18 protein-coding genes, 1 pseudogene and 1 riboswitch are annotated in these 24,466 nt (G+C 60.2%); of the genes and pseudogenes, 7 read left to right on the forward strand and 12 right to left on the reverse strand.

The features are described from left to right. Nucleotides 1-164 precede the first annotated feature (164 nt). Both murI and btuB read right to left on the reverse strand, forming a co-directional pair. A complete protein-coding gene (murI, locus tag ACJ8J1_RS23690; RefSeq protein ID WP_025921004.1) occupies nt 165-1,028 on the reverse strand; it encodes a glutamate racemase in 864 nt (287 codons plus the stop codon). Next, nucleotides 973-2,844 (reverse strand): TonB-dependent vitamin B12 receptor BtuB, encoded by a 1,872-nt coding sequence (gene btuB, locus ACJ8J1_RS23695; protein WP_033645223.1) that lies wholly within the window; start codon nt 2,842-2,844, stop codon nt 973-975. The genes murI and btuB overlap by 56 nt, the downstream gene beginning before the upstream one ends. Before the next feature lie 69 nt (nt 2,845-2,913). Next, nucleotides 2,914-3,126, reverse strand: a riboswitch (cobalamin riboswitch). Between the two features lie 122 nt (nt 3,127-3,248). Between btuB and trmA the strand changes: the two genes are divergently transcribed. Then, nucleotides 3,249-4,352 carry a tRNA (uridine(54)-C5)-methyltransferase TrmA gene (trmA, locus tag ACJ8J1_RS23700; protein ID WP_033645222.1) on the forward strand — a complete coding sequence of 368 codons (1,104 nt, stop codon included), beginning with the start codon at nt 3,249-3,251 and terminating at the stop codon, nt 4,350-4,352. Between the two features lie 34 nt (nt 4,353-4,386). Here the strand turns inward: trmA and ACJ8J1_RS23705 are convergent, their stop codons facing one another. Together ACJ8J1_RS23705 and fabR are read right to left on the reverse strand one after the other, a co-directional pair. Then, nucleotides 4,387-4,758: a YijD family membrane protein gene (locus ACJ8J1_RS23705; protein WP_025304650.1), complete on the reverse strand. Its 372-nt coding sequence runs from the start codon at nt 4,756-4,758 to the stop codon at nt 4,387-4,389. Nucleotides 4,759-4,773: 15 nt separating this feature from the next. Further along, a complete protein-coding gene (fabR, locus tag ACJ8J1_RS23710; RefSeq protein WP_004931044.1) occupies nt 4,774-5,406 on the reverse strand; it encodes an HTH-type transcriptional repressor FabR in 633 nt (210 codons plus the stop codon). Nucleotides 5,407-5,624: 218 nt separating this feature from the next. On the opposite strand from fabR, the gene sthA reads away from it, so the two are divergent. Then, entirely contained in the window at nt 5,625-7,022 is a 1,398-nt protein-coding gene (gene sthA / locus ACJ8J1_RS23715; protein ID WP_004931047.1) for a Si-specific NAD(P)(+) transhydrogenase, read from the forward strand. Here sthA and oxyR read toward each other — a convergent pair. After that, entirely contained in the window at nt 7,005-7,922 is a 918-nt protein-coding gene (gene oxyR / locus ACJ8J1_RS23720) for a DNA-binding transcriptional regulator OxyR (protein WP_015379402.1), read from the reverse strand. The genes sthA and oxyR overlap by 18 nt on opposite strands. Nucleotides 7,923-8,073: 151 nt before the next feature. Here oxyR and ACJ8J1_RS23725 point away from each other — a divergent pair, with 151 nt between their 5' ends. The 3 genes and pseudogenes from ACJ8J1_RS23725 to ACJ8J1_RS23735 form a co-directional block, all read left to right on the forward strand. Further along, a complete protein-coding gene (locus ACJ8J1_RS23725) occupies nt 8,074-8,805 on the forward strand; it encodes a glutathione peroxidase (protein ID WP_015379403.1) in 732 nt (243 codons plus the stop codon). A gap of 72 nt (nt 8,806-8,877) precedes the next feature. Continuing rightward, entirely contained in the window at nt 8,878-10,326 is a 1,449-nt protein-coding gene (locus ACJ8J1_RS23730; protein ID WP_033645220.1) for a dihydrolipoyl dehydrogenase, read from the forward strand. A 208-nt stretch (nt 10,327-10,534) separates the two neighbouring features. After that, nucleotides 10,535-10,615: pseudogene (locus ACJ8J1_RS23735) on the forward strand (toxin-antitoxin system HicB family antitoxin); the annotation flags it as partial. Between the two features lie 33 nt (nt 10,616-10,648). On the opposite strand, the gene argH reads toward ACJ8J1_RS23735, so the two are convergent. The 4 genes from argH to argC all read right to left on the reverse strand — a co-directional run bounded on the left by argH (nt 10,649) and on the right by argC (nt 15,136). Then, nucleotides 10,649-12,022 (reverse strand): argininosuccinate lyase, encoded by a 1,374-nt coding sequence (argH, locus tag ACJ8J1_RS23740; RefSeq protein ID WP_004931059.1) that lies wholly within the window; start codon nt 12,020-12,022, stop codon nt 10,649-10,651. A gap of 69 nt (nt 12,023-12,091) precedes the next feature. Beyond that, the gene (locus tag ACJ8J1_RS23745) at nt 12,092-13,312 is read right to left on the reverse strand and encodes an argininosuccinate synthase (protein WP_004931061.1); all 1,221 of its coding nucleotides are present in this window, start codon (nt 13,310-13,312) and stop codon (nt 12,092-12,094) included. A 25-nt stretch (nt 13,313-13,337) separates the two neighbouring features. Next, nucleotides 13,338-14,111 (reverse strand): acetylglutamate kinase, encoded by a 774-nt coding sequence (argB, locus tag ACJ8J1_RS23750; RefSeq protein WP_033645219.1) that lies wholly within the window; start codon nt 14,109-14,111, stop codon nt 13,338-13,340. A 20-nt stretch (nt 14,112-14,131) separates the two neighbouring features. Then, nucleotides 14,132-15,136: an N-acetyl-gamma-glutamyl-phosphate reductase gene (argC, locus tag ACJ8J1_RS23755; protein ID WP_033645218.1), complete on the reverse strand. Its 1,005-nt coding sequence runs from the start codon at nt 15,134-15,136 to the stop codon at nt 14,132-14,134. Nucleotides 15,137-15,352: 216 nt separating this feature from the next. Between argC and argE the strand changes: the two genes are divergently transcribed. Then, complete coding sequence (gene argE, locus ACJ8J1_RS23760; RefSeq protein ID WP_442520433.1) at nt 15,353-16,498, forward strand: acetylornithine deacetylase; 1,146 nt, start codon at nt 15,353-15,355, stop codon at nt 16,496-16,498. A 261-nt stretch (nt 16,499-16,759) separates the two neighbouring features. Next, nucleotides 16,760-19,396, forward strand: a complete 2,637-nt coding sequence (gene ppc, locus ACJ8J1_RS23765; RefSeq protein WP_004931070.1) for a phosphoenolpyruvate carboxylase — start codon at nt 16,760-16,762, stop codon at nt 19,394-19,396. A gap of 106 nt (nt 19,397-19,502) precedes the next feature. Here ppc and metF read toward each other — a convergent pair whose 3' ends face one another. The 3 genes from metF to metB form a co-directional block, all read right to left on the reverse strand. Continuing rightward, nucleotides 19,503-20,399: a methylenetetrahydrofolate reductase gene (gene metF / locus ACJ8J1_RS23770; protein WP_033645217.1), complete on the reverse strand. Its 897-nt coding sequence runs from the start codon at nt 20,397-20,399 to the stop codon at nt 19,503-19,505. Nucleotides 20,400-20,627: 228 nt separating this feature from the next. Continuing rightward, a complete protein-coding gene (locus tag ACJ8J1_RS23775; RefSeq protein ID WP_033645216.1) occupies nt 20,628-23,063 on the reverse strand; it encodes a bifunctional aspartate kinase/homoserine dehydrogenase II in 2,436 nt (811 codons plus the stop codon). A 2-nt stretch (nt 23,064-23,065) separates the two neighbouring features. Continuing rightward, nucleotides 23,066-24,226, reverse strand: a complete 1,161-nt coding sequence (gene metB, locus ACJ8J1_RS23780; protein WP_033645215.1) for a cystathionine gamma-synthase — start codon at nt 24,224-24,226, stop codon at nt 23,066-23,068. Nucleotides 24,227-24,466 lie beyond the last annotated feature (240 nt).

Consider the following 24,466-nt stretch of genomic DNA (forward strand, 5'->3'; position numbering starts at 1 on the left):
TCACCCGGAGAGTCAAGCGTTTATTTCGCTTTCTTCTCGCTGACCCGGCGGCTTGTCAGTCGTTGTTCCCGGTCAGTGGAGGCGCATTATAGGGAGTTCTCGGCGGGCCGCAACCCCTATTTTCAATATTTTTTCCGACCGTTGAATGTTTAACCAAAACACCGTTAAAGCGGCAGTTTTTTCAACGATTTAAAGCCGTAGCCCTGCAAAACGGGCAATAAAGCGTCAGTATCTTCATTTAGCGCCATGCAATACGCCAGATTCTCTTCCTGGCTCGAGACCAGATTTTCCTGCGTAGAGATGAGCCAGGCGGTGCGACGGGCAATCGCCGCGCCGGAATCCACCAATCGGGTGCCTTCCGGCAACACCTGCATCAGCTCTTCAGCTAATAGAGGGAAATGGGTGCAGCCCAGCACGACGGTATCCGGCGGCTCGCGCATGCTCAGCCACGGATGCAGGATCTTCTTCAGCACCGGTAGCGGCACGGCTTCGCCATGCAGCTTGGCTTCCGCCAGCTCCACCAGTTCTGAAGAGCCCAGCAGTTCAATCTTGCAGTCGGTGGCGAAACGGGAAATCAGTTCGTGGGTGTAGCTGCGCTGTACGGTACCGCGGGTCGCCAACAGGCCGACAATGCCGTTAACGGTAAGACGGGCCGCCGGTTTGATGGCGGGCACCACGCCCACGACAGGGAAACTGAAACGCTCGCGCAGGGCCGGCAAGGAGACCGTGCTGGCGGTGTTGCAGGCGATGACGACAATCGCCAGAGGATGACGCTGCTGCACCGCGCCGACAATCTCCAGCACGCGCTCAACGATAAACTCTTCTGACTTCTCGCCGTAGGGGAACGCCACGTTGTCGAACGCGTATATATAGTGGAGATCCGGCAGCAACTGCCGAATCTCTTGATACACCGACAGCCCGCCGACGCCGGAATCGAAAACCAGCACCGTCGGGCGAGGTGTGGCGGTGCTGTTAGAAGGTATAGCTTCCAGTGAGGTAGTATTCTCTTCCTGGAGTAGCGTAGCCATAGGCCGTCTCATAATCTTTATCAAACAGGTTGGCAATTCTACCACGAACTGTCAGATGAGATGTGACCGGATACGAAACTGCGAGATCCCACAGGCTCACGCCGCCGAGTTTAACGCTTTGTTCCGGATAGGTACTGTAATCCTTGTCATAACGTTGACCCAGATATTGATAAGTCACCGCCCAGTCAAAGTCATACAGCTGCCAGTCCAGCTCATATTTCACCTGCTGCTTGGCGCGCCGCAGCAGCACTTCATTGGTCTTGGCGTTGCGAGGATCGACATAGTCATAACCAATCTGATGCGTCAACGGGCCGGTATCAAACGAGGCCGTAGCTTCAATCCCTTTGATGGTCGCCTTACCCACGTTGTAATAGACGTAGTTGGTTTCCCCCGTGGAATCGATCAAATTGTCGATGTCGTTGCGATAACCGGAGATGCGCCAGGTCACCGGGCCGGTCAGCCCTTCAAAGCCACCTTCCCACTGCTTGCTTTCTTCCGGTTTCAGATCGGTGTTGTTACCGAAGTTGCCGTATAGCTGGCTCATATTCGGTGCTTTGAACGCCGTGCCATACGATGCGATAAAACGGTATCCCTCGACGAATTCCCAGGCCGCGCTGGTTTGCCAGGTGCCATGCCAGCCAAACTCGGAATGATCGTCACCTCGAACCGCACCTTCCAACGTTACCGGGCCAACCAGTTGCTGCGCAGTCAGATAGATGCCTGCATCACGTTGGCTTTTTTCACCCTTCACGGTGGTGGAATCCGGTTTGATTTTCTGTTGCTGCCAGTCGACGCCAGAGCTTACGGTACCCTGTCCAACCTGCAGCGTATTGCCCCACTGCAGGTTGTACTGTTCGGAATCCACCAGGCTGGCCGAGCTGTCATGCATGCCGAGGCGAGGATCGTAATCGTAATCCTTGCTATGGCTGTAGCTGCCAATCACTTGTGTTGCGTAAATGCCTTCTTTATAGCGCAATCCGGTATCCCAGGTTTGGCTATACAGTTTGCGCGTATCCAGCAGAGGGCTGGTCGGTGAGGAATAATAACTATCATACGCCGTGCGGTTGTCGTAACCATACCCGCGCACAAAACCGCTGACCGATTCGCTGAACTGGTGCTCAAGCGCACCATACAGCGACTTACTCATAAAGCCATCGCGATCCTGTTGGCTTTGCATGCCGGTGCTGCCGTAGGCCACCACGTCATACCCTTTGGTGTAGGTGTAGTCACCCGCCACCGTCGCCACGGTGCTGTCGCCCAACTGCTGTTGAGTCGACGCGTCATAGGATTGATAGCCGTTGGAGCCGACGCCGGCTGAGAGCGTAGTACCGTTCTTTTCGCGGGTGGTAATAATGTTGACCACGCCGCCGATGGCGTCGGAACCGTATACCGCCGAGCGCGGGCCGCGGATGTATTCGACTTTCTGCACCAACGAAATCGGGATTTGGCTAAGGTCAGAAGAGCCGCTGACGCCCGCCTGATTAAGGCGAATGCCGTCAATTAGCACCAGCACGTGGCTGGAGTTGGTGCCGCGAATAAACAGCGAGCTCTTTTGCCCCAACCCGCCGTTTTGGCCAACGTCCACGCCCGGCAAACGGCGCATCACGTCGGTCAGGCTCTTGGCCTGCCAGCGATCGATATCGTTGCGGGTGACGATGGTGGTCGGCGCCAGCACGGAAGAAACCGGCTGCGGGAAACGGTTGGCGGTAACCACCAGGTTATCGCCATTCGTGGCTGTGGTGTTGTCTTGCGCCCATCCAGAAAAAGCCGTGACGGAAGAGACCACCGCCAGCAGCGTATTTTTTGTAATTGTCATGAGAAAAGCATCCAAACTTAATTGGCGGATGCCGCAGGATCATGGCCGGTAGTTCGCGACGGCCACGGACATTGCGACGTAACACCGGCAGGTCTTCGGGCTTGGGATTTGCGGGCCGCAGGGCGCGACCGGCAACGGGCGATGACTTCCCATCCTGCAGTGGACAGTGTCTGCGTCGAAACGCTATCGCCGTGACTTCCCCTTACCGCTGCGCGTCAGCTCCGGATTCACACCGGATTCCCTTTTCACTCGCTGCTTGAGGCCGGACGGCAATGCTACGATCAATGCAAATAGATGTCTAGACTGCCATTAATGTTACAAATAATAAACGCGACAAAACTGGACTTCACGGGCTGATTCCCTACAATCCCCGCTGATCAAATTTGCCTGACGAGAAGAAACACATGACGCCCGAGAATTTGCCTATTGAACGTTACGATGACCAACTGGCGGAGAAAGTCGCCCGCCTGAAGACGTTGATGTCACCGTTCGCGGCGCCCGAGCCGGAAGTGTTCCGCTCGCCAGTCGACCACTACCGCATGCGCGCCGAATTCCGCATCTGGCACGACGCAGACGACATGTATCACATCATGTTCGATCAGCAGACCAAGCAGCGTATTCGCGTCGATCAGTTCCCGGCGGCCAGCGAGCTGATCAACCGCCTGATGACCGCCCTGATCGCCGCGCTGAAACCGGAGCCGATCCTGCGCCACAAGCTGTTCCAGATAGATTATCTGTCGACGCGAAGCGGCAAAATCATCGCTTCGCTGCTGTATCACCGCAAGCTGGATGACGTTTGGCAACAGCGCGCCGAGCAGTTGCGCGACGAGCTGCGCGCGCAGGGTTTCGACCTGCAGCTGATCGGCCGAGCGTCGAAGACCAAGATCATGCTCGACCAGGATTATGTTGACGAAGTGCTGCCGGTCGCCGGCCGCGACATGATTTATCGCCAGGTGGAAAACAGTTTCACTCAGCCCAACGCGGCCATGAACGTGCAGATGCTGGAGTGGGCGTTGGCGGTCACCGCCGGTTCCAAAGGCGATTTGCTGGAGCTGTACTGCGGCAACGGCAACTTCTCGCTGGCGCTGGCGCGCAATTTCGAGCGCGTGCTGGCGACCGAGATCGCCAAACCGTCGGTGGCGGCGGCGCAGTACAACATCGCCGCCAACCATATCGACAACGTGCAGATCATCCGCATGGCGGCGGAAGACTTCACTCAGGCGATGAATGGAGTACGCGAATTCAACCGGTTGAAAGGCATCGATCTGAGCGGCTACAACTGCGAGACGATTTTCGTCGATCCGCCGCGCAGCGGGTTGGACGATGAAACGGTGAAGATGGTGCAGGCTTACCCGCGCATTCTGTATATTTCATGCAATCCGGAAACGCTGTGCGCCAACCTGGAAACGCTGCAGGCCACCCACCGGGTCAGCCGTCTGGCGCTGTTCGATCAGTTCCCGTATACCCATCACATGGAGTGCGGCGTGTTGCTGGAAAAGCACCGCTGATATGACAGGGGCGCCATGATGGCGCCCCGTTTCATTACGATTCTTGAGTCGGCGCATCCGGCGCCTTGCGCGCCTTCAGTTTCATGCCGATCCACAGCACCAGCGCCACGCAGATCACCGACGGCAGGAAGTTGGAGCCGATCTGCGGATACTCGGCGCGCACGATGGCGCTGTACAACAGCAGCCCCAGCAGGAAACAGGCCGCCGCCAGCTTCGGCATGCCATCCGGCATGGCGCGGTTCAGGTAACGCTGATGCAGGCAGTACACCGCCAGCACCAACGCGATCAGCGGGAAGATCGAAAACGGCACCACCGAGCTGAACAGCGCGGCAAAGGAACCGTTGATCGAAAGGCCGGCAATCAACGCCAGCAGTAAGGTGCCATTTTCACGGCCTGGTTTTTCCATCATTTTTTACCTTTTTTATACGTGGGACACAGAAGCTTTTTCTTGTTCGCGACGATACCAGTAATACGCCCCTTTGGAGATCATCCGCAGCTGCAGCACCAGCCGTTCTTCCAGCTGCTGCCGCTGCTCGACGTCGATATCCAGCGCTTCCGCGCCGGCGCTGAACACGATGGTGACCATCGCTTCCGCCTGCGCTTCGGTAAAGCTGCGCGGCATGTGATTTTCCAACTCGAGGTAGTCCGCCAGTTCGGCGATGAAATGCTGGATCTCGCGCGCCACCGCCGCACGGAATGCCGCCGACGTGCCGGAGCGCTCGCGCAGCAGCAGGCGGAAGGCGTTCGGGTTGTTGCCGATAAATTCCATAAAGGTGGACACCGAGGTGCGGATCACGCTGCCGCCTTTGGCGATGCGTTGGCGCGCCTGGCGCATCAACTGACGCAGCATCAGGCCGCTTTCGTCCACCATGGTCAGCCCCAACTCGTCCACATCGCGGAAATGGCGATAAAACGACGTGGGCGCGATGCCCGCCTCGCGTGAAACTTCCCGCAGGCTCAGACTGGCGAAGCTGCGTTCGGCGCTCAGCTGGCTGAAAGCGGCTTCGATCAGGGAACGACGAGTCCGTTCTTTTTGTTGTGCTCTGACGCCCATATGCATATCCGGATAGGTTCCATTTTCTCAGTCTAACGCCCTAGACTCGGCAATATAGCAAATTTTATTGCAACAGCATTTATACTAACGCGCTCTATCACACTTCCGCCCTGAGCCGATTGTGCTTTGACTCAAAAAGCCTAATGGTGATTGGGTGAGCAGCGCTATGATGTTAAGATACCGTTGTAATCTTGTATAAAAAAACAGGTCTCTCCTACATGCAACAGCACTATCAATTTGATGCCATTGTGATTGGCTCGGGCCCTGGTGGTGAAGGTGCCGCCATGGGGCTGGTGAAACAAGGCGCCCGCGTGGCCGTTATCGAACGGTACAACAACGTAGGTGGCGGATGTACCCACTGGGGCACGATCCCTTCCAAAGCCCTCCGCCACGCCGTCAGCCGCATTATCGAATTCAACCAGAACCCGCTTTACAACAACTCGCGCACGCTCAGCGCGACCTTCCCTGACATTTTACGCCACGCCGATAACGTCATCAGCCAGCAGACCCGAATGCGCCAAGGGTTCTATGAGCGGAACCAGTGCAAACTGTTCGCCGGCGACGCGCGCTTCATCGACGCCAACACCGTCAGCGTCAGCTACATGGACGGCACCCAGGACACCATCCGCGCCGATCACATCGTGATCGCCTGCGGCTCGCGTCCTTACCATCCGGCCAGCGTCGACTTCAACCATCCGCGCATCTACGACAGCGATTCCATTCTCGAGCTGAGCCATGAGCCGCGCCACGTGATCATTTACGGCGCCGGGGTGATCGGCTGCGAGTATGCGTCCATCTTCCGCGGCCTGAACGTCAAGGTCGATCTGATCAACACCCGCGATCGTCTGCTGGCGTTCCTCGATCAGGAGATGTCGGATTCGCTCTCTTACCACTTCTGGAACAACGGCGTGGTGATCCGCCACAACGAAGAATTCGAGAAGATCGAAGGCACCGAAGACGGCGTGATCGTGCACCTGAAGTCCGGCAAGAAGGTGAAAGCGGACTGCCTGCTGTACGCCAACGGCCGTACCGGCAACACCGATTCGCTGGGGTTGGAGAACGTCGGCCTGGAGTCGGACAGCCGCGGGCTGCTGAAAGTGAACAGCATGTATCAAACCGCGCTGTCGCACATTTATGCGGTCGGTGACGTGATCGGCTATCCGAGCCTGGCTTCCGCCGCCTACGATCAGGGCCGCATCGCCGCGCAAGCGATCGCCTCCGGCGAAGCCAGCGGTCACTTAATCGAAGATATCCCGACCGGCATCTACACCATTCCGGAAATCAGCTCCGTCGGCAAAACCGAGCAGGAACTGACCGCGATGAAGGTGCCGTATGAAGTGGGCCGCGCCCAGTTCAAGCATCTGGCGCGCGCGCAGATAGCCGGGATGAACGTCGGCAGCCTGAAGATCCTGTTCCATCGCGACACCCTGCAGATCCTTGGGATCCACTGCTTCGGCGAGCGTGCGGCGGAGATCATCCACATCGGCCAGGCGATCATGGAACAGAAAGGTGAAGGCAATACTATCGAGTATTTCGTTAATACGACCTTCAACTATCCGACCATGGCCGAAGCCTACCGGGTGGCGGCGCTAAACGGCTTAAACCGCCTGTTTTAACGCGCTGTCGATGTAGCCCTGCATGTGTTCGCGGATCGCCTCGGCCAGTTGCTCATAACGGCTGCGCAAAGGGGAGCCGGGGCGGTACACCAGCGCGATGGTGCGCTTCGGCTCCGGCTTGTAGCAATCCAGATAGCAGACGCCGTCGCGTTCGCGCTGCGGCGGTACCGCCAGTGACGGCAGCAGGGTAATGCCGCTGCCGGCCGCGACCATATTGCGCAGCGTTTCCAGACTGGTGGCGCGGAAGTGGGTATCTTCGTCCGCGCCCGCCTGGAAGCAGAAGCCCATCGCCTGATCGCGCAGGCAGTGGCCATCTTCCAGCATCAGCAGCTTCTCTCCCGCCAAATCCGGCATCGCTACGCGCTCGCGCTGCGCCCACGGGTGATCGGAATACACCGCCAGCTTCATCGGTTCATCGAACAGAGGCACTTCGATAAACGCCTCGGTTTCCTTCACCAGCGCCAGAATGGCGCAGTCCAGCTTGCCGCTGTCGAGTTGCGCCAGCAGTTGGTGGGTTTGCGCTTCGTGCAGGTACATTTCCAGTTTCGGGAACGTTTTGTGCAGCGTCGGGATGATCTGCGGCAGCAGATAAGGCCCCACGGTCGGGATCAGACCGATGTGCAGCGGCCCGGACATGGCTTCGCCCTGCTGGCTGGCCATCTCCTTCAACACTTTCACTTCGCGCAGCACAGTACGCGCCTGCTCCACCAGCAACAGACCCGCCTGGGTGAACAGCACCTTGCGGCTGGTACGCTCGAGCAGCATGACGCCCAACTCGTCTTCCAGCTTGCGGATCTGCCCGCTCAGCGTGGGCTGGCTCACATGGCATGAATCGGCCGCACGGCGGAAGTGCCGGTGCTCGGCCAAGGCGACCAGATACTCTAAATCACGAATATTCATTGTTTCCCTCCATTCCATGATAGCTCATGGCGATAGATAAGATAGCAATGAGCGATTAGATCTATCAAGCCCCAGCGACAATAATGTGTCCCAACGAAGCGATATCGCGCTAAATGCTAAAAATTACTTTTCCTAATTAAGGGGTTAATCAATGTTTACCAGTCAAGAAGGCAAGAAAGTTCCTCAGGTTACTTTCCACACCCGTCAGGGCGACCAATGGATTGATGTGACCACTGATGACCTGTTCAAAAACAAAACCGTTATCGTGTTCTCGCTGCCGGGCGCGTTCACGCCGACCTGCTCTTCGAGCCATCTGCCGCGCTACAACGAACTGTCCAGCGTATTCAAGCAGCACGGCGTCGACAGCATTCTTTGCGTCTCCGTGAACGACACCTTCGTCATGAACGCCTGGAAAGCCGACCAACATGCGGAAAACATCACCTTCGTGCCGGACGGCAACGGTGAATTCACCAAAGGCATGAACATGCTGGTCGAGAAAGCGGATCTGGGCTTTGGCCCTCGCTCATGGCGCTACTCGATGCTGGTACGCAACGGCGTGGTCGAGAAAATGTTTGTTGAGCCGAACAAGCCGGGCGACCCGTTTGAAGTGTCCGACGCCGACACCATGCTGAAATACCTGGCGCCGGAATTCAAAGTGCAGGAATCGGTCTCCCTGTTCACCAAACCGGGCTGCCCATTCTGCGCCAAAGCCAAGCAGATGCTGCAAGAGCGCGGCATTCAGTATGAAGAGATTGTGCTGGGCAAAGACGCCACCACCGTCAGCCTGCGCGCCGTCAGCGGCCGCGCCACGGTGCCGCAGGTCTTCATCGGCGGCCGTCACATCGGCGGCAGCGACGATCTGGAAACATTCCTGTCAGCTTAATAAGTAATAACAAAGCCAACGTGAACTTTGGCGGGCTACGGCCCGCCTTTTTTTTACCTTTCAGGAGCGGATATGAAACTGTTGAACGTTGATGTCGCGGTCATCGGCGGCGGCACCGCAGGGCTCGGCGCCTATCGCGCGGCCAAACTGTCTACCCCCAGCGTGGTGATGATTGAAGGCGGGCCGTACGGCACCACCTGTGCGCGCGTTGGCTGCATGCCATCCAAATTACTGATCGCCGCCGCCGAAGCGGTGCATCAAATCGAACGTGCGCCGGGCTTTGGCGTGCACCCAACCGGCAAAACGCGTATCGACGGACGCGAGGTGATGGCGCGCGTCAAACGCGAACGCGATCGTTTCGTCGGCTTCGTGCTGGAAGGCGTGGACGAAATCCCGGCCGCCGACAAAATTCAGGGCTATGCCCGCTTTATCGACGACAACACGCTGCAGGTCGATGACCATACGCGCATCGTGGCGCAGCGCATCGTGATCGCCACCGGCTCTCGCCCCAGTTGGCCGGCGCCGTGGAATGAACTGGGCGATCGCCTGATCGTCAACGACGATCTGTTCAACTGGGATGACTTGCCGCAGTCCGTGGCGGTATTCGGCCCTGGCGTGATCGGGCTGGAGCTGGGGCAAGCGCTGCACCGCCTCGGCGTCGACACCAAAGTCTTCGGCATCGGCGGCGCCGTCGGGCCGCTGACCGACAGCGCCGTGCGCGATTACGCTGCGAAGGCGCTGGGGGAAGAATTCTACCTCGACGCCGACGTGAAAGTGGAGATGATGCAGCGCGAAGGCGACCGCGTATTTATCCGCTATCAGGATCTGCAGGGCCAGTCGCAGGAGATCCTGGTGGACTACGTGCTGGCCGCCACCGGCCGCCGCCCCAACGTCGATCGGCTGGGTCTTGAAAACACCGGCCTGCAGCTCGACGCTCGAGGCGTGCCGCTGGCCGACCGCCTGACGATGCAAACCAGCGTGCCGCATATCTTTATCGCCGGCGACGCCAGCAACCAACTGCCGCTGTTGCATGAGGCCAGCGATCAGGCACGCATCGCCGGCGCCAATGCCGGCAGCTTCCCGGAGATCAATCCGGGTCTGCGCCGCAGCGCGATTTCGGTGGTGTTCTCCGATCCGCAGATCGCCATGGTCGGCTCGACCTTCCGCGAGCTGAGCGAGAAGTTCAGCGCCTGCGGATGTTTTGAAGTGGGCAAGGTCTCGTTTGAGAATCAGGGCCGCTCGCGGGTGATGCTGCGCAACAAGGGCGTTCTGCACGTTTACGGCGAGCAAGGCACCGGCCGTTTCCTCGGCGCGGAAATGATCGGCCCGGACGCCGAACACATTGCGCACCTGTTAGCCTGGGCGCACCAACAGCAGATGACCGTCGATCAGATGCTGGACATGCCGTTCTATCATCCGGTGATCGAAGAAGGCTTGCGCACTGCGCTGCGCGACCTGCAGGCGAAGCTCAAACTCGGCACGGCCGAAATCGAACGCTGTCAGCGCTGTCCGGGCGAATAACGCCTTCTTATCCGTTCACACCTACCGGGCCTTCAGGCCCGGTTTTTTTGCGCAGCGCTTTCCAGATTTTCCTCCCTCCTCTTGCCTCACGGCCCTCCTGCGCTCATTTTTTATGCTTCGATATTGAAGTGATATCAATAACGATACTAAAACAAAGGCAACTGAACGAGATCAGGGATGACATCGCTGATTTGCAACAGCGGCAGAACAGCATCGCCGGCTGGCGATCGGCGCGATGGAAGAAGGCGTGAGCCTGAACCGTTATCTCTGCGCACGCCTGGCGGGGTAAAGGTTCAAGGGCGGCGCCAGGCCGCCCTCGTCGTCAAGCCAAACGCTGCTTCGCTGCGGCGATTGCCGCGGCCACCTGCTGCGGCGCGACGCCGCCTTTGGCCGCACGTTTGTCCAGGCAGGATTGCAACGCCAGGATCGGATAGACGTCGTCGCCAATCGTCGCGCTGAACTGCTGCAAATCCGCCAGCGGCAGCGCTTCCAGCGGTTTGCCCTGGCGAATGGCTTCTACCACCGCCTCACCGACGATATGGTGCGCTTCGCGGAACGGCACGCCTTTGGCGACCAGGTAGTCCGCCAACTCGGTGGCATTCGCATAACCCTGCTCCGCCGCTTCCCGGCAGCGCGGGCGCTTAACCTGAATGCCGTCCAGCACCAGCGCCGCCATCTGCAGGCAGTCCATCCAGGTGTCGAGCGCGTCGAACAGCCCTTCTTTGTCTTCCTGCATGTCTTTGTTGTACGCCAGCGGCAGGCCTTTCAGCGTCATCATCATGCCGGTCAGCGCGCCCTGTACGCGGCCGCATTTGCCGCGGATCAGCTCCAGCGCGTCCGGGTTTTTCTTCTGCGGCATCAGCGAAGAGCCGGAGGTCACGCGGTCAGACAGCTCGACAAACGCCGCCTCGCCGCTGTTGAAGAAGATCAGATCTTCGGCGAAGCGCGACAGGTGCACCATGCTGATGGCGGCGTTGGACAGCAGCTCCAGCACGTGATCGCGATCGGATACGCTGTCCAGGCTGTTGCGGGTCGCCGAGGCAAAACCCAGCCAGCCGGCCAGCTGCTCGCGATCGATAGGATACGCGGTGCCGGCCAGCGCGCCGCTGCCCAGCGGGCTGACGTCCAGCCGTTTCAGGGTATCCTGCAGGCGGCTTTCATCGCGCGCCAGCATCTCGACATAGGCCAGACACCAGTGCGCGAAAGTCACCGGCTGCGCGCGTTGCAGATGGGTATACCCCGGCATCACCGCATCCTGGTTGGCTTCGGCGGTCTCCACCAGCGCCTGCTGCAGCTGGACGATCGCCTGATGCAGATCGCCGATCTGCTGTTTGCACCACAGCTTCAGATCGGTCGCGACCTGATCGTTGCGGCTGCGGCCGGTGTGCAGCTTCTTGCCCAAATCGCCGACCTTCTCGATCAGCTTCTGCTCCACCCAGCTGTGGATGTCTTCGGCATCGCTTTGGACGATCGCCAAAGGATCGGCCTGGACTTCCGTCAGCAAGGCATTCAGCGCCTGCTCCAGCTGCTGTTGCTCCGTTGCCGTCAACACGTTAACGGTCACCAGCGCCTTCGACCAGGCCACCGAGCCCACGATATCTTGCTCCGCCAGGCGATAATCGAACCGCAGCGAATCGTTGAGTTGCTTGAACCGCTGATCCGCCGCCTGAGTGAACCGTCCGCCCCAAAGTGCCATACCTTTACTCCTGAATTTTTATGCGAAAGGGCGCAGCATGCTGCGCCCTTGCAGAGTCACGCCAATCGGTTATTTATTCTTTTTCTCGTTCAACGCGCGGATGCGTGAAGACAGAGAGAACAGGCGGATAAAGCCGCCCGCGTGGCTGTGATCGTAAACTTCGTCTTCGCCGAAGGTGGCGAACTCTTCGGAGTACAGGCTGTTGGCGGATTTTTTCTGGGTCGCCGTCACCTGGCCTTTGTACAGCTGCAGCACCACTTCACCGTTCACCTCTTCAGCCAATGCTTCGGCAGAGGCCTGCAGCGAGCGGCGCAGCGGCGCGAACCAACGGCCGTCGTACACCACATAGGACATCTCCAGGCCCAGCTGCTCGCGCCATTTGAAGCTGTCGCGATCCAGCACCAGCTGCTCGATGGCGCGCAGCGCCGCCACCATGATGGTGCCCCCCGGGGTCTCATAGCAGCCGCGGGATTTGATGCCCACCAGACGGTTTTCCACGATGTCGATACGGCCGACGCCGTGCTTGGCGCCCAGCGCGTTCAGGGTTTCCAGGCACTGGTACGGCGACAGCGCTTTACCGTTAACCGCCACGACGCGGCCTTTCTCGACGGTAACGGTCACCTGCTCAGGCTGGTCCGGCGCTTCCTGCGGATCGACGGTCCATACCCAGCAATCCTTGTTTGGCGCGTTCCACGGGCTTTCCAACACGCCGCCTTCGGTGGAGATGTGCCAGGCGTTCTCATCGCGGCTGTAGATTTTCTCCAGCGATGCGGTGGTCGGGATATTGCGCTCTTTCAGGTAATCCAGCAGCGCTTCACGGGAACGCAGGTTCCACTCGCGCCACGGCGCTACCACTTTCAGCTGCGGCGCCAGCGCGGTGTAGGTGGTTTCGAAACGCACCTGATCGTTGCCTTTGCCGGTCGCGCCGTGGCACAGCGCGTCTGCGCCCACTTTCAACGCCAGCTCGACCTGCGCCTTGGCGATGATCGGCCGCGCCATCGAGGTGCCCAGCAGGTAGCTGCCCTCGTACAGGGCGCCAGTCTGCAGCACCGGATAAACGTAATCGCGGATAAATTCTTCACGCAGATCGACCACGTGACATTCAGAGGCACCGGACTGCAGGGCTTTTTGCTCCACGCCTTCCAGATCGCTGCGCTCCTGGCCGATGTCTGCCACGAACGCCACCACTTCACAGCCGCCGTAGTTCTCTTTCAGCCATGGAATGATGGCCGAGGTATCCAGGCCGCCGGAGTACGCCAGAACGATTTTTTTGATGCCTTGGTTTTGCATGATCTATTCCTTTCTAATTCTAAAATTAAGCGAGGATCCGGGTGCCAATCGACACGCCGTTAAACAAAGCAGGAAGCTGATCGGCATGGCGCCAGCTGGCGATATCCACCGGGCGGCCGAGGGTGCGGGCAGCGTCGAGCGCCGCATTCACCTTCACCACCATACCATCGGTGATGATGCCTTGCGCGATCAGTTGTTCCGCTTTTTGCGCCGTCATTTCCGCAATGCGTTGGCCCTTGCCGTCGAGGATGCCGCTGACGTCCGACAGCAGGATTAGGTCCGCCCCCAGCGTCGCCGCCAGCGCCGTCGCCGCCTGATCGGCGTTCACATTCATTAACTGCCCTTCGGCGGTGATGCCGATGGAGCTGACAACCGGCAGGTAGCCGGCGCCCAGCAGGGTATTGAGCAGCGCGGGCGAACCGGGCTGCGCGTTGCCGACGTGGCCCAATGCCGGATCGAGCGGGGTCACTACCGCGCTGCCGCCGTCCGCCAGGCTCAGGCCGACGGCGTTGATTTGGTGTTTAATCGCCCACGCCAGCAGCGTTTTGTTGGCGGTGCCGGCCAGCGCCCCGGTGATGATGTCGATCTGATCGGCCGGCGTGACCCGCAGGCCGTTCTTTTTCACCACCGGCAAAGCGAGCTGCTTCATCAGTTCGTCCACCACGCAGCCGCCGCCGTGCACGATCACCAGCGGGCGCTGGTGCTGCTGCCGATAGCTGTCCAACGCGGTAAACAGACGCTCCAGCGCTTCTTCACTGTCTAATAACACGCCACCTAACTTGATAATTAACGGGTTCATTGCTGTTTACTCACGCTGGTTTAAAGGAGTGATTGGGTTTCCGGGAAGCCGAAACGGATATTCAGGCATTGCACCGCCTGCGCCGCCGCGCCTTTCAGCAGATTGTCTTCCACCGCCACGGCGATCAGATGCTCGCCCTGCACCGCAAAACCGATGTCACAGAACGGCAGCCCCACCACCGATTTCAGCGCCGGCACGCCCTGGTCGTACAGCCGCACCAGCGGCTTGTCGTCATAGGCGACATGATAGGCGGCCGCGACGTCCTGCGCGGTCACCCCGGCTTTCAGACGGCAGGTGATGGTTTCAAGGATGCCGCGCGGGAAATTGCCCAGGTGCGGCGTAAAGATGACCGGCACGCCGAGGTGCGCGGCGATCTCCGGCTGGTGCCGGTGAGTGAAAATACCGTACGGCTGCAGGCTCACTTCGCAGAAGCTGGTGGTCATGCTGGCCTTGCGCCCGGCGCCGCTAACGCCGCTGGTGGCGTTGATCACCGGCCACTGATCCAGATTCAGCAGCTGTTTTTCGATCAACGGTTTCAGCGCCAGCTGCGCCGCCGTCGGGTAACAGCCCGGCACCGCGATCAGCTGCGCCTGTTTAATCTTGTCGCTCTGCCACTCCGCCAGGCCGTACACCGCCTGCTCCAGCAGAGCGCCATGCTGATGCTCGAAACCGTAGTACTGGCTATAAAAACCGGCGTCCTGCACGCGGAAGGCGCCGGACAGATCGAACACCACGCAGCCCGCCGCCAGGAAAGCCGGTGCAATATCGTGGCTGACTTCATGGGCGGTGGCGAGGAACACCACGTCGATGCCCTGCGCCGCCTTGGCGACGTCAGTCAACGGCTGCAGCGGCAGATCGACGATGCCTTTCAACTGGGGATGGAGATCGGAAAGCAACTTTCCTGCATCTGCACTTTGCGCTGAAACCGCTAAAGCGGTTATGTTCATGTGTGGGTGGCGATTCAGGTAAGCCGTGAGCTCCGCTCCGGCGTAACCGCTGGCACCAACGATCAGCGTATTCAACATGTGGCCTTTCACCTTCTAAACTGACGTGCGGTCGCTTGCGACCCAGGTAACAGGGCTAGCCAGCGTTGTTGCGCCGTTCACCCACGGAGCCAGGCGTTGATGCTTTTATAAACATCCGGGCATCGGGTTCCCTTACGCTTCGGCTTACTGTATTTTTATTCAAAATAAATGCATGAATATTGATACTATCCTAACCTAAGGCTGTCAACAGTGAAGATGAAATTACCTCCATTTATTGAGCTGTACCGGGCGTTGATCGCCACTCCGTCAATCAGCGCCACCGATGCCGGCCTCGATCAGAGCAATGAGGCGTTAATCAACTTGCTGGCCGGATGGTTTGCCGACCTGGGCTTTCGCGTCGACGTACAGCCGGTGCCGGAGTCGCGCCACAAATTCAACCTGCTGGCCAGCATCGGCGAAGGCAGCGGCGGCCTGCTGCTGGCCGGCCACACCGATACGGTGACTTACGACGAAGGCCGCTGGACGCGCGATCCCTTCACCCTGACCGAGCACGACAACAAGCTCTACGGGCTGGGCACCGCCGACATGAAAGGCTTCTTCGCCTTTATTCTGGATGCGGTGCGCGATATCGACGCGAGCAAGCTGACCAAGCCGTTGTACATTTTAGCCACCGCAGATGAAGAAACGACGATGGCCGGCGCGCGTTACTTCGCCGCCTCTACCGCCATTCGTCCGGATTTCGCCATCATCGGCGAGCCGACCTCGCTGCAGCCGGTGCGCGCGCACAAGGGCCACATGGCCAACGCCATTCGCATCGTCGGCCAGTCCGGCCACTCCAGCGATCCGGCGCGCGGCGTCAACGCCATCGATCTGATGCACGAGTCCATCGGCCGCCTGATGGAGCTGCGCAAGACCCTGCAGGAGCGCTACAACAACCCGGCGTTCGCCGTGCCTTATCCCACCATGAACTTCGGCCATATCAGCGGCGGCGACGCGGCCAACCGCATCTGCGCCTGTTGCGAACTGCACCTGGATATCCGCCCGCTGCCCGGCATGACGCTCGACAACATCAACGAACTGATGCATCAGGCGCTGGAGCCAGTGAGCCAACGCTGGCCGGGCCGCCTGACCATCGAAGAGCTGCACGCGTCGGTACCGGGCTACGAATGCCCGACCGACCACCGCATGGTAGCGGTGATCGAGGAGCTGCTGGGCACCCGCACGCAGGTGGTCAACTACTGCACCGAAGCGCCGTTCGTGCAACAGGTCTGCCCGACGTTGGTGCTCGGCCCCGGTTCCATCGATCAGGCCCACCAGCCGGACGAATACATCGACACCGCGTTTATCGAACCGACGCGCAAACTGTTGGGCCAGCTGGTCAATCACTTTTGCCGGCAATAAACCCGACATTTAGCAGGGGAAATGCTTTATGCTTCCCCTAACTCAAAATAAGTAGAAAGCAGCGAAATAAGCCACGCTGATAACCCACGCGGCGTAATTAAATTTCAGAAAATGCGCCGATTTTGATGTTTTTTTGCTAAAAATAGTGTCAATTGACGATTGGACAGGAACGCGATGGGATCAGGCAGGCGGTCTGCGCCTGACGCGTGAAATTTATTTACAAGATAAAAATCATACATACAGAACTGGGTCAGGGGTTATATGAACGAACAATATTCGGCAATGCGCAGTAATGTCAGTATGCTCGGCAAATTGCTCGGCGATACCATCAAAGAAGCGCTGGGCGAGCATATTCTCGATCGCGTTGAGACCATCCGTAAGCTTTCCAAATCCTCACGCGCCGGCAACGAAGCGCATCGCCAGGAGCTGCTCTCCACCCTGCAGAACTTGTCCAACGACGAGCTGCTGCCGGTGGCGCGCGCCTTCAGCCAGTTCCTCAACCTGACCAACGTCGCCGAGCAGTACCACAGCATTTCGCCCAACGGCGAAGCCGCCAGCAACCCGGAAGCGCTGGCCCAACTGTTCAGCCGCCTCAAAGACAAAAAGCTCAGCGACAAAGAGCTGCAGCACGCGGTGTCGCAACTTTCCATCGAGCTGGTGCTGACGGCGCACCCGACGGAGATCACCCGCCGCACCCTGATCCACAAGCTGGTGGAGGTCAACACCTGCCTCAGCCAGCTCGATCACAACGATCTGGCCGACTACGAGCGCAACAAGATCATGCGCCGCCTGCGCCAGCTGGTAGCCCAGTCGTGGCACACCGATGAAATTCGCAAACACCGCCCTTCCCCGATCGACGAAGCCAAATGGGGTTTTGCCGTCGTGGAAAACAGCCTGTGGGAAGGCGTGCCGGCGTTCCTGCGCGAATTCAACGAACAGCTGGAAAACTCCATCGATTACAGCCTGCCGGTAGAAGCGGTGCCGGTGCGCTTCACCTCCTGGATGGGCGGCGACCGCGACGGCAACCCGAACGTCACCGCCGAAATTACCCGCCATGTGCTGCTGCTCAGCCGCTGGAAAGCCTGCGACCTGTTTACCCGCGACATCCAGGTGCTGGTCTCCGAGCTGTCGATGACCGAGTGCACCCCTGAGCTGCGCGCCCGCGCCGGCGGCGATGAGGTACAGGAGCCTTACCGCGAAATCATGAAGCAGCTGCGCAGCCAGCTGATGAGTTCCCAGGCTTATCTGGAAGGTCGCCTGAAGGGCGAGCGCGTGCTGAAACCGCACGACCTGCTGGTGAACAACGAGCAGCTGTGGGAGCCGCTGTATGCCTGCTACCAGTCGCTGCAGGCCTGCGGCATGGGCATCATCGCCAATGGTCAACTGCTGGATACCCTGCGCCGCGTGCGCTGCTTCGGCGTGCCGCTGGTGCGCATCGACGTGCGCCAGGAGAGCACCCGCCATACCGAAGCCATCGCCGAGCTGACCCGCTATCTGGGGCTGGGCGACTATGAAAGCTGGTCGGAAGCCGATAAACAGGCGTTCCTGATCCGCGAACTGAACTCCAAACGCCCGCTGGTGCCGCTGAAATGGCAACCGAGCGCCGACACGCAGGAAGTGCTGGAAACCTGCCGGGTGATTGCCGAAGCGCCGCAGGGCTCGATCGCCGCCTATGTGATTTCTATGGCGCGCACGCCTTCCGACGTGCTGGCGGTGCACCTGCTGCTGAAAGAGGCCGGCTGCCCGTTCGCGCTGCCGGTCGCCCCGCTGTTCGAAACCCTCGACGACCTGAACAACGCCGACGACGTGATGACCCAGTTGCTGAACATCGACTGGTATCGCGGCTTCATCCAGGGCAAACAGATGGTGATGATCGGCTATTCCGACTCGGCGAAAGACGCCGGCGTGATGGCCGCTTCCTGGGCACAGTACCGCGCGCAGGACGCGCTGATAAAAACCTGTGAAAAGGCCGGCGTGGCGCTGACGCTGTTCCACGGCCGCGGCGGTTCCATCGGCCGCGGCGGCGCTCCGGCGCATGCGGCGCTGCTGTCGCAGCCGCCGGGCAGCCTGAAGGGCGGCCTGCGCGTCACCGAACAGGGCGAGATGATCCGCTTCAAGTTCGGCCTGCCGGAAGTCACCATCAGCAGCCTGGCGCTGTATGCCGGCGCGATCCTCGAGGCCAACCTGCTGCCGCCGCCGGAACCGAAGAAAGAATGGCGGGCGCTGATGGACGACCTGTCCGAGACCTCCTGCCGAATGTATCGCGGCTACGTGCGTGAAAACCCGGACTTCGTGCCTTACTTCCGCGCGGCCACGCCGGAGCTGGAGCTGGGCAAACTGCCGCTGGGCTCGCGCCCGGCCAAGCGCAAACCGAACGGCGGCGTAGAGAGCCTGCGCGCCATTCCGTGGATCTTCGCCTGGACGCAGAACCGCCTGATGCTGCCGGCCTGGCTCGGCGCCGGCGCCGGATTGCAGGAAGCGGTGAAAGCCGGCAAACAGGCGGAGCTGGAGGCGATGTGTCGCGATTGGCCGTTCTTCTCCACCCGCATCGCCATGCTGGAAATGGTGTTCGCCAAAGCCGACCTGTGGCTGGCGGAATACTACGATCAGCGCCTGGTGGATAAATCGCTGTGGCCGCTGGGCCAACAGCTGCGCGATCAGCTGGAAAGCGACATCAAGGTGGTGCTGACCATCGCCAACGATGCGCACCTGATGGAAGACCTGCCGTGGATCGCCGAATCCATCGCGCTGCGCAACGTCTATACCGACCCGTTGAACGTCTTGCAGGCCGAATTGCTGCACCGTTCTCGCCAGCAGGAGCAGCCAGACGCCCGCGTGGAGCAGGCGTTGATGGTTACCATCGCCGGCGTCGCCGCCGGGATGCGCAACACCGGCTAGTGAGCCTCATCGCGGCCCCGTTTATCGGGGCCGCTTTTTTATGCCTTTCCCCCACAAAAAAAGGGCGCCGCGGTAAAGCGGCGCCCTTTTCAATGGAACAAGCCCGTCAGGCGGCGGCCACCGGGCGCACGCCCAGCGTGTGGCAGATGGCGTAGCTCATCTCTGCACGGTTCAGGGTATAGAAGTGGAAATCTTTCACCCCTTCGCGGCTCAGGATCTTCACCATGTCCATGGCGATGTTGGCGCCGACCATTTTGCGGGTCTCCGCATCGTCGTCCAGCCCTTCGAACATGCTGGTCATCCAGCTTGGCACCCGCACGTTGGTCATGGTGGCGAAGCGCTGCAGCTGCTTGAAGTTGGACACCGGCAGAATGCCCGGCACGATTTCCACGTCGATACCGGCGGCGACGCAGCGGTCGCGAAAGCGCAGGTAGCTCTCAACGTCGAAGAAGAACTGGGTAATCGCGCGACTGGCGCCGGCATCGATCTTGCGTTTCAGGTTAATCAAATCGGCCTGGGCGCTCTTCGCCTCCGGATGCACTTCCGGGTAAGCGGCGACGGAAATGTCGAAGTCACCCACGTCTTTCAGCAGCGCCACCAGATCGGTCGCGTACATTTCCGGCTTGCCGCCGCCCGGCGGCAGATCGCCGCGCAGCGCCACGATATGGCGGATGCCGCTGTTCCAGTAATCGGTCGCGATGTCGCGCAGCTGCGCCGGGCTGGCGTCGATGCAGGTCAGGTGCGGCGCCGCCTCCAGGCCGGTGCGTTCCTTGATCCCTTTGATGATGCTGTGGGTGCGATCGCGCTCGCCGGAGTTGGCGCCGTAGGTGACGGAAACGAATTTAGGTTTGAGGATGCTCAGACGATCGATCGACTGCCACAGGGTCTCTTCCATCTCGCTGGTGCGTGGCGGGAAGAACTCGAATGATACGTTAATCTGGCCGTTCAACTCCGCCAGACTCTGATTCAGCGCTTCCCGCTGGTTTGCGTGGAAAAAACTCATACCCTGCTCACCTCTTATCGATCACTGTTTTTATTTCATCTTGATGAGCGTCTATACGTTTAGACGTCTAGATAGAAAATGCCGCATGTTGGCTAAAGAGTCAACAGGAAAATGAGGGGAATAAGATGATTAATCCTCACCCGCTCAACGAGGGAATTTCATGATCGCGACAAAGATAAGTATGGCAGGAAAAGCCAAGGGGCGCGGTGAGCCCGCGCCCGCAGAGGATTAAAGCAGCTGCGCCAATCGGTTAAGGTCTGACTGGATCGCGCCGGCGGTCACATCGCGGCCGGCGCCCGGCCCGCGGATCACCAGCGGATTATCGCGATACCAGCGGCTTTCGATGGCGAACACGTTGTCGCACGGCAGCAGCGAGGCCAGAGGATGCTCAGGGCGCACCGCCTCTACGCCGACCCGCGCCTTGCCGTTGGCGTCGAAACGCGCCACATGGCGCAGCACCAGGCCCATTTCGCTGGCGGCCTCAAAGCGCTGTTGCATCTGCTGATTCAGCGCCTCACCGTTCTCGAAGAACTGATCGACGGAGCCCAGCTCGCACCCCGCCGGCACCAGCGACTCGACCCGCACCTGGTTCGGTTCGATGTCGTAGCCCGCCTCGCGCGCCAGGATCACCAGCTTGCGCATCACGTCCTGGCCGGAGAGATCGACCCGCGGATCCGGTTCGGTCAGCCCCTGCTGCCAGGCCTGATCCACCAGCTCGGTGAACGGCACCGTGCCGTCATACTGCAGGAACAGCCAGGAGAGCGTGCCGGAGAAGATGCCGCTGATCGCCAGAATGCTGTCGCCGCTGTCGCGCAGATCGCGCACCGTGTGGTTGACCGGCAGGCCGGCGCCGACGGTGGCGTTATACAGCCAGTGGCGGCCGGTTTTGGCGAAGGCGTCGCGTATTTGGCGATAGCTGTCGCTGCACGAGGCCCCCGCCAACTTGTTGGCGCTGATCACGTGGAAACCGTAGCTGGCGAAATCCAGATACTGCCCGGCCAGCTCTTCGCTGGCGGTCACGTCGAGCACCACCAGATCGTCGAACGGGTGCGCGCGCATCCACAGGAACAGCGATTCTTCATCCAGCTCCTGCGCTTCGTCCTCAAAGAATGCCAGCGCGCGGCTGGCGTCCAGCCCGTCATAGTTCAGCAGGCTGCGGCGGCTGTCCACCACCCCCGCCAGGATAAATTCGAAGCCGCTGCGCGCGGAGATATTGGTCTGCTCACGGGCGAACAGCTCCAGCCAGCGCGACCCGATATTGCCCTTGCCGAACAGCACCAGACCGATGCGCTTCTCGGCGCGGAACAGGCTTTGGTGCAGCCCCTGGATCAGCAGCGCGGTCGGCCCCTGGCGCAATACCGCCACCAGGCTGATGCCATCTTCCGCCTGCCAGATAAACTCGACCGGCTGATCTTTCAGCTGCTGATAGAAACGGTGGCTGTGCAGCGGGTTCTTGCACACCCCGGCGCCGACCATCGCCACCAGCGCCAACCCTTCGCGCAGGCGCAGCTCGCCTGGCAGCACCGCGGCCTGCAGCGTCGCCAGCGCGCTGTTGACCACCTCGGAGGTGTAGCACAGCTGCACCAGGTTGCGGTCTGGGTGGATGCCCACCGCCAGCGGTTTGATCTGCGCGCGCTTGAGCACCAGATCCAACTCTTTCTGCGCCAGTTTGAAGTCATGCTGAGCGGCAACGTGCAGTTCAATCAGGCACACATCGTCGTGGCTGGTGACAATCTTGGCGCCGGTGCCGGAAGCCAATACGCGCTCAATGCGCGTCGAGCCCTGCTCCGGCTGATAGCTGCAGCGCAGCTGAAGATCGATATCGCTACCGGAGACCGGCTGCAGGGTACGGGTGTGCAACACCGGCGCAGCCAGACGCGCCAGCTCGCTGGCTTCGTCCAGACGCAGCAGCGGCAGCAGGCAGGCGTCTTTCACCTTGCGCGGATCGGCGCTGTAAACCCCGGCCACGTCGCTCCAGATGGTGACGCGCGCAGCGCCGGCCAGCGCGCCGACCTGAGTAGCGGAGTAGTCACTGCCGTTACGCCCCAACAGCACGGTTTCCCCGGCGTCGTTGCGCGAAATGAACCCGGTCACCACCAGGCGTTTACCCGGGTGTTGGGCCATCAATTGTTGCAACAGCGGGTAAGAACGGCCTTCATCCACCTGCGGCTGCGCGGCGCGCTCGGCGCGCAGGAAGTCACGCGCATCCAGCCAGGCCGCCTGCATGTCCAGGTGGTTGAGCACCGCCGCCATCAGGCGCGCCGACCAAATCTCGCCGTGCCCGACCACTTCGGCGTAGCACACCTCGTCGACATTGCCGTCCAGCAGCGCCGCCAGGCGTTCCAGATCCTGAATGAACTCGGCGATCAGCGGCTCGGCGCTTTCCGGCGGCAACAGGCCGCTGATAAGATCGCTGTGATAACGACGCAACGTCTGCTGCACCTGGTGCGCAGACAGGCGATCGCTCTGGCTGAGCTTCAGCCAGTTGATCAACTGGTTGGTGGTACTGCCGGCGGCCGATACCACCATCATGTCGCCCGGCTGGCTGTATTCCGCCATAATCCCGGCCACACGCAGATAACACTTCACATCCGCCAGACTGCTGCCGCCAAACTTGTGCAGTTGACGCCCGCTCACCGGCCCTGCTACAGCAATTGCATTCATGCTTACCTCGTTGCCGCCGCCTGGAAAGCGCGTTCCAGATCGGCAATCAAATCTTCACTGTCTTCAATACCCACGGAAATGCGCAGCAGGCTCTCGGAGATGCCGGCCGCTGCCCGCGCCTCCGCCGCCATGCCGGCGTGAGTCATGGTCGCTGCATGCGAGATCAGGCTTTCTACGCCGCCCAACGATTCTGCCAGAGTAAACAGCTCAAGGGCAGAGAGAAAACGGCGCAGCACCGCTTCATCGCCGTCCAGTTCAAAACTCAGCATCGCGCCGAAACCGCGCTGCTGACGACGGGCGATCTCATGCCCCGGATTCTCCGGCAGGGAAGGATGATACAGCTTTTTCACCAGCGGTTGCTGCTGTAAATAGTCAACAATCGCTTCAGCGTTTTGTTGCGCCGCCTTGATGCGTGGCGACAACGTGCGCATGCCGCGCAGCAACAGATAGCTGTCGAACGCGCCGCCGGTCACGCCGATGTTGTTCGCCCACCAGGCCAGCTCGACCGCCAGCTCAGGATCTTTGGCGATCACCGCGCCGGCCACCACGTCCGAATGCCCGTTCAGGTATTTGGTGCAAGAATGGACCACCAGATCGGCACCGAGTTCGATCGGCTGTTGCAGGGCCGGGCTGAGGAACGTGTTGTCCACCACCGTCAACGCGCCCGCCGCGTGCGCGGCAGCGCAGATCGCCGCGATGTCCACCACCCGCAGCAGCGGATTGCTGGGGCTTTCTATCAACACCAGCTTCGGCTTTTGCGCCAGCGCCTGTTGCAGGGCGGCCTCATTGCCTTGATCGACGAACAGCACGCGATAAGCGCCGCGCTTGCTCAGGCTGTCGAATAACCGATAGCTGCCGCCGTAACAGTCGTGCGGCGCCACCAGCAGATCGCCGGGCTTCAGCAGTACGGTGGTCACCAGATGGATCGCCGACATCCCGCTGCCGGTCATCACCGCGCCGGCGCCGCCTTCCAGCTCCGCCAACGCGCGCTGCACCACGTCGCGCGTCGGGTTGCCGCGGCGCGAGTAGTCATGAGCTCGGGGTTGATTGAAGTCGGTAAAGTTATAGGTGCTGGACAGATGAATCGGCGGGACAACGCAGCCGTACTGTTCGTCGTCGTTCAGGCCGCTGCGTACGGCAATCGTGGCTGGTTTACGCGTCATGGGCTCGCTCGGCTCTCGGTTCGGTGAATGAGGCCTAAAGAGTAATCGCAGGATTGATAGACGTCAATACATCTGGACATCTAAACTTCTTTGCGTATAGATTGAGCAATGACACAATACCCGCTAAAATTATGCCGATATGACATGACGATAAGATGTTAAGCGGCAATGCCTGGTCGAAGCGGGGCATTCAGTGACCCTGGTCGCGTAAAATTGACATTTATTTAGTGAGAACAGTGA

The sequence above is a fragment of the Serratia sp. CY37869 genome (genome assembly GCF_052168895.1).
Lineage (GTDB): Bacteria > Pseudomonadota > Gammaproteobacteria > Enterobacterales > Enterobacteriaceae > Serratia > Serratia ureilytica.

Bases quoted from the DNA above. Each gene is read 5' to 3' on its own strand.
- murI (WP_025921004.1), bottom strand. From the start codon at position 1,028: ATGGCTACGCTACTCCAGGAAGAGAATACTACCTCACTGGAAGCTATA.
- btuB (WP_033645223.1), bottom strand. From the start codon at position 2,844: ATGACAATTACAAAAAATACGCTGCTGGCGGTGGTCTCTTCCGTCACG.
- trmA (WP_033645222.1), top strand. From the start codon at position 3,249: ATGACGCCCGAGAATTTGCCTATTGAACGTTACGATGACCAACTGGCG.
- ACJ8J1_RS23705 (WP_025304650.1), bottom strand. From the start codon at position 4,758: ATGGAAAAACCAGGCCGTGAAAATGGCACCTTACTGCTGGCGTTGATT.
- fabR (WP_004931044.1), bottom strand. From the start codon at position 5,406: ATGGGCGTCAGAGCACAACAAAAAGAACGGACTCGTCGTTCCCTGATC.
- sthA (WP_004931047.1), top strand. From the start codon at position 5,625: ATGCAACAGCACTATCAATTTGATGCCATTGTGATTGGCTCGGGCCCT.
- oxyR (WP_015379402.1), bottom strand. From the start codon at position 7,922: ATGAATATTCGTGATTTAGAGTATCTGGTCGCCTTGGCCGAGCACCGG.
- ACJ8J1_RS23725 (WP_015379403.1), top strand. From the start codon at position 8,074: ATGTTTACCAGTCAAGAAGGCAAGAAAGTTCCTCAGGTTACTTTCCAC.
- ACJ8J1_RS23730 (WP_033645220.1), top strand. From the start codon at position 8,878: ATGAAACTGTTGAACGTTGATGTCGCGGTCATCGGCGGCGGCACCGCA.
- argH (WP_004931059.1), bottom strand. From the start codon at position 12,022: ATGGCACTTTGGGGCGGACGGTTCACTCAGGCGGCGGATCAGCGGTTC.
- ACJ8J1_RS23745 (WP_004931061.1), bottom strand. From the start codon at position 13,312: ATGCAAAACCAAGGCATCAAAAAAATCGTTCTGGCGTACTCCGGCGGC.
- argB (WP_033645219.1), bottom strand. From the start codon at position 14,111: ATGAACCCGTTAATTATCAAGTTAGGTGGCGTGTTATTAGACAGTGAA.
- argC (WP_033645218.1), bottom strand. From the start codon at position 15,136: ATGTTGAATACGCTGATCGTTGGTGCCAGCGGTTACGCCGGAGCGGAG.
- argE (WP_442520433.1), top strand. From the start codon at position 15,353: ATGAAATTACCTCCATTTATTGAGCTGTACCGGGCGTTGATCGCCACT.
- ppc (WP_004931070.1), top strand. From the start codon at position 16,760: ATGAACGAACAATATTCGGCAATGCGCAGTAATGTCAGTATGCTCGGC.
- metF (WP_033645217.1), bottom strand. From the start codon at position 20,399: ATGAGTTTTTTCCACGCAAACCAGCGGGAAGCGCTGAATCAGAGTCTG.
- ACJ8J1_RS23775 (WP_033645216.1), bottom strand. From the start codon at position 23,063: ATGAATGCAATTGCTGTAGCAGGGCCGGTGAGCGGGCGTCAACTGCAC.
- metB (WP_033645215.1), bottom strand. From the start codon at position 24,226: ATGACGCGTAAACCAGCCACGATTGCCGTACGCAGCGGCCTGAACGAC.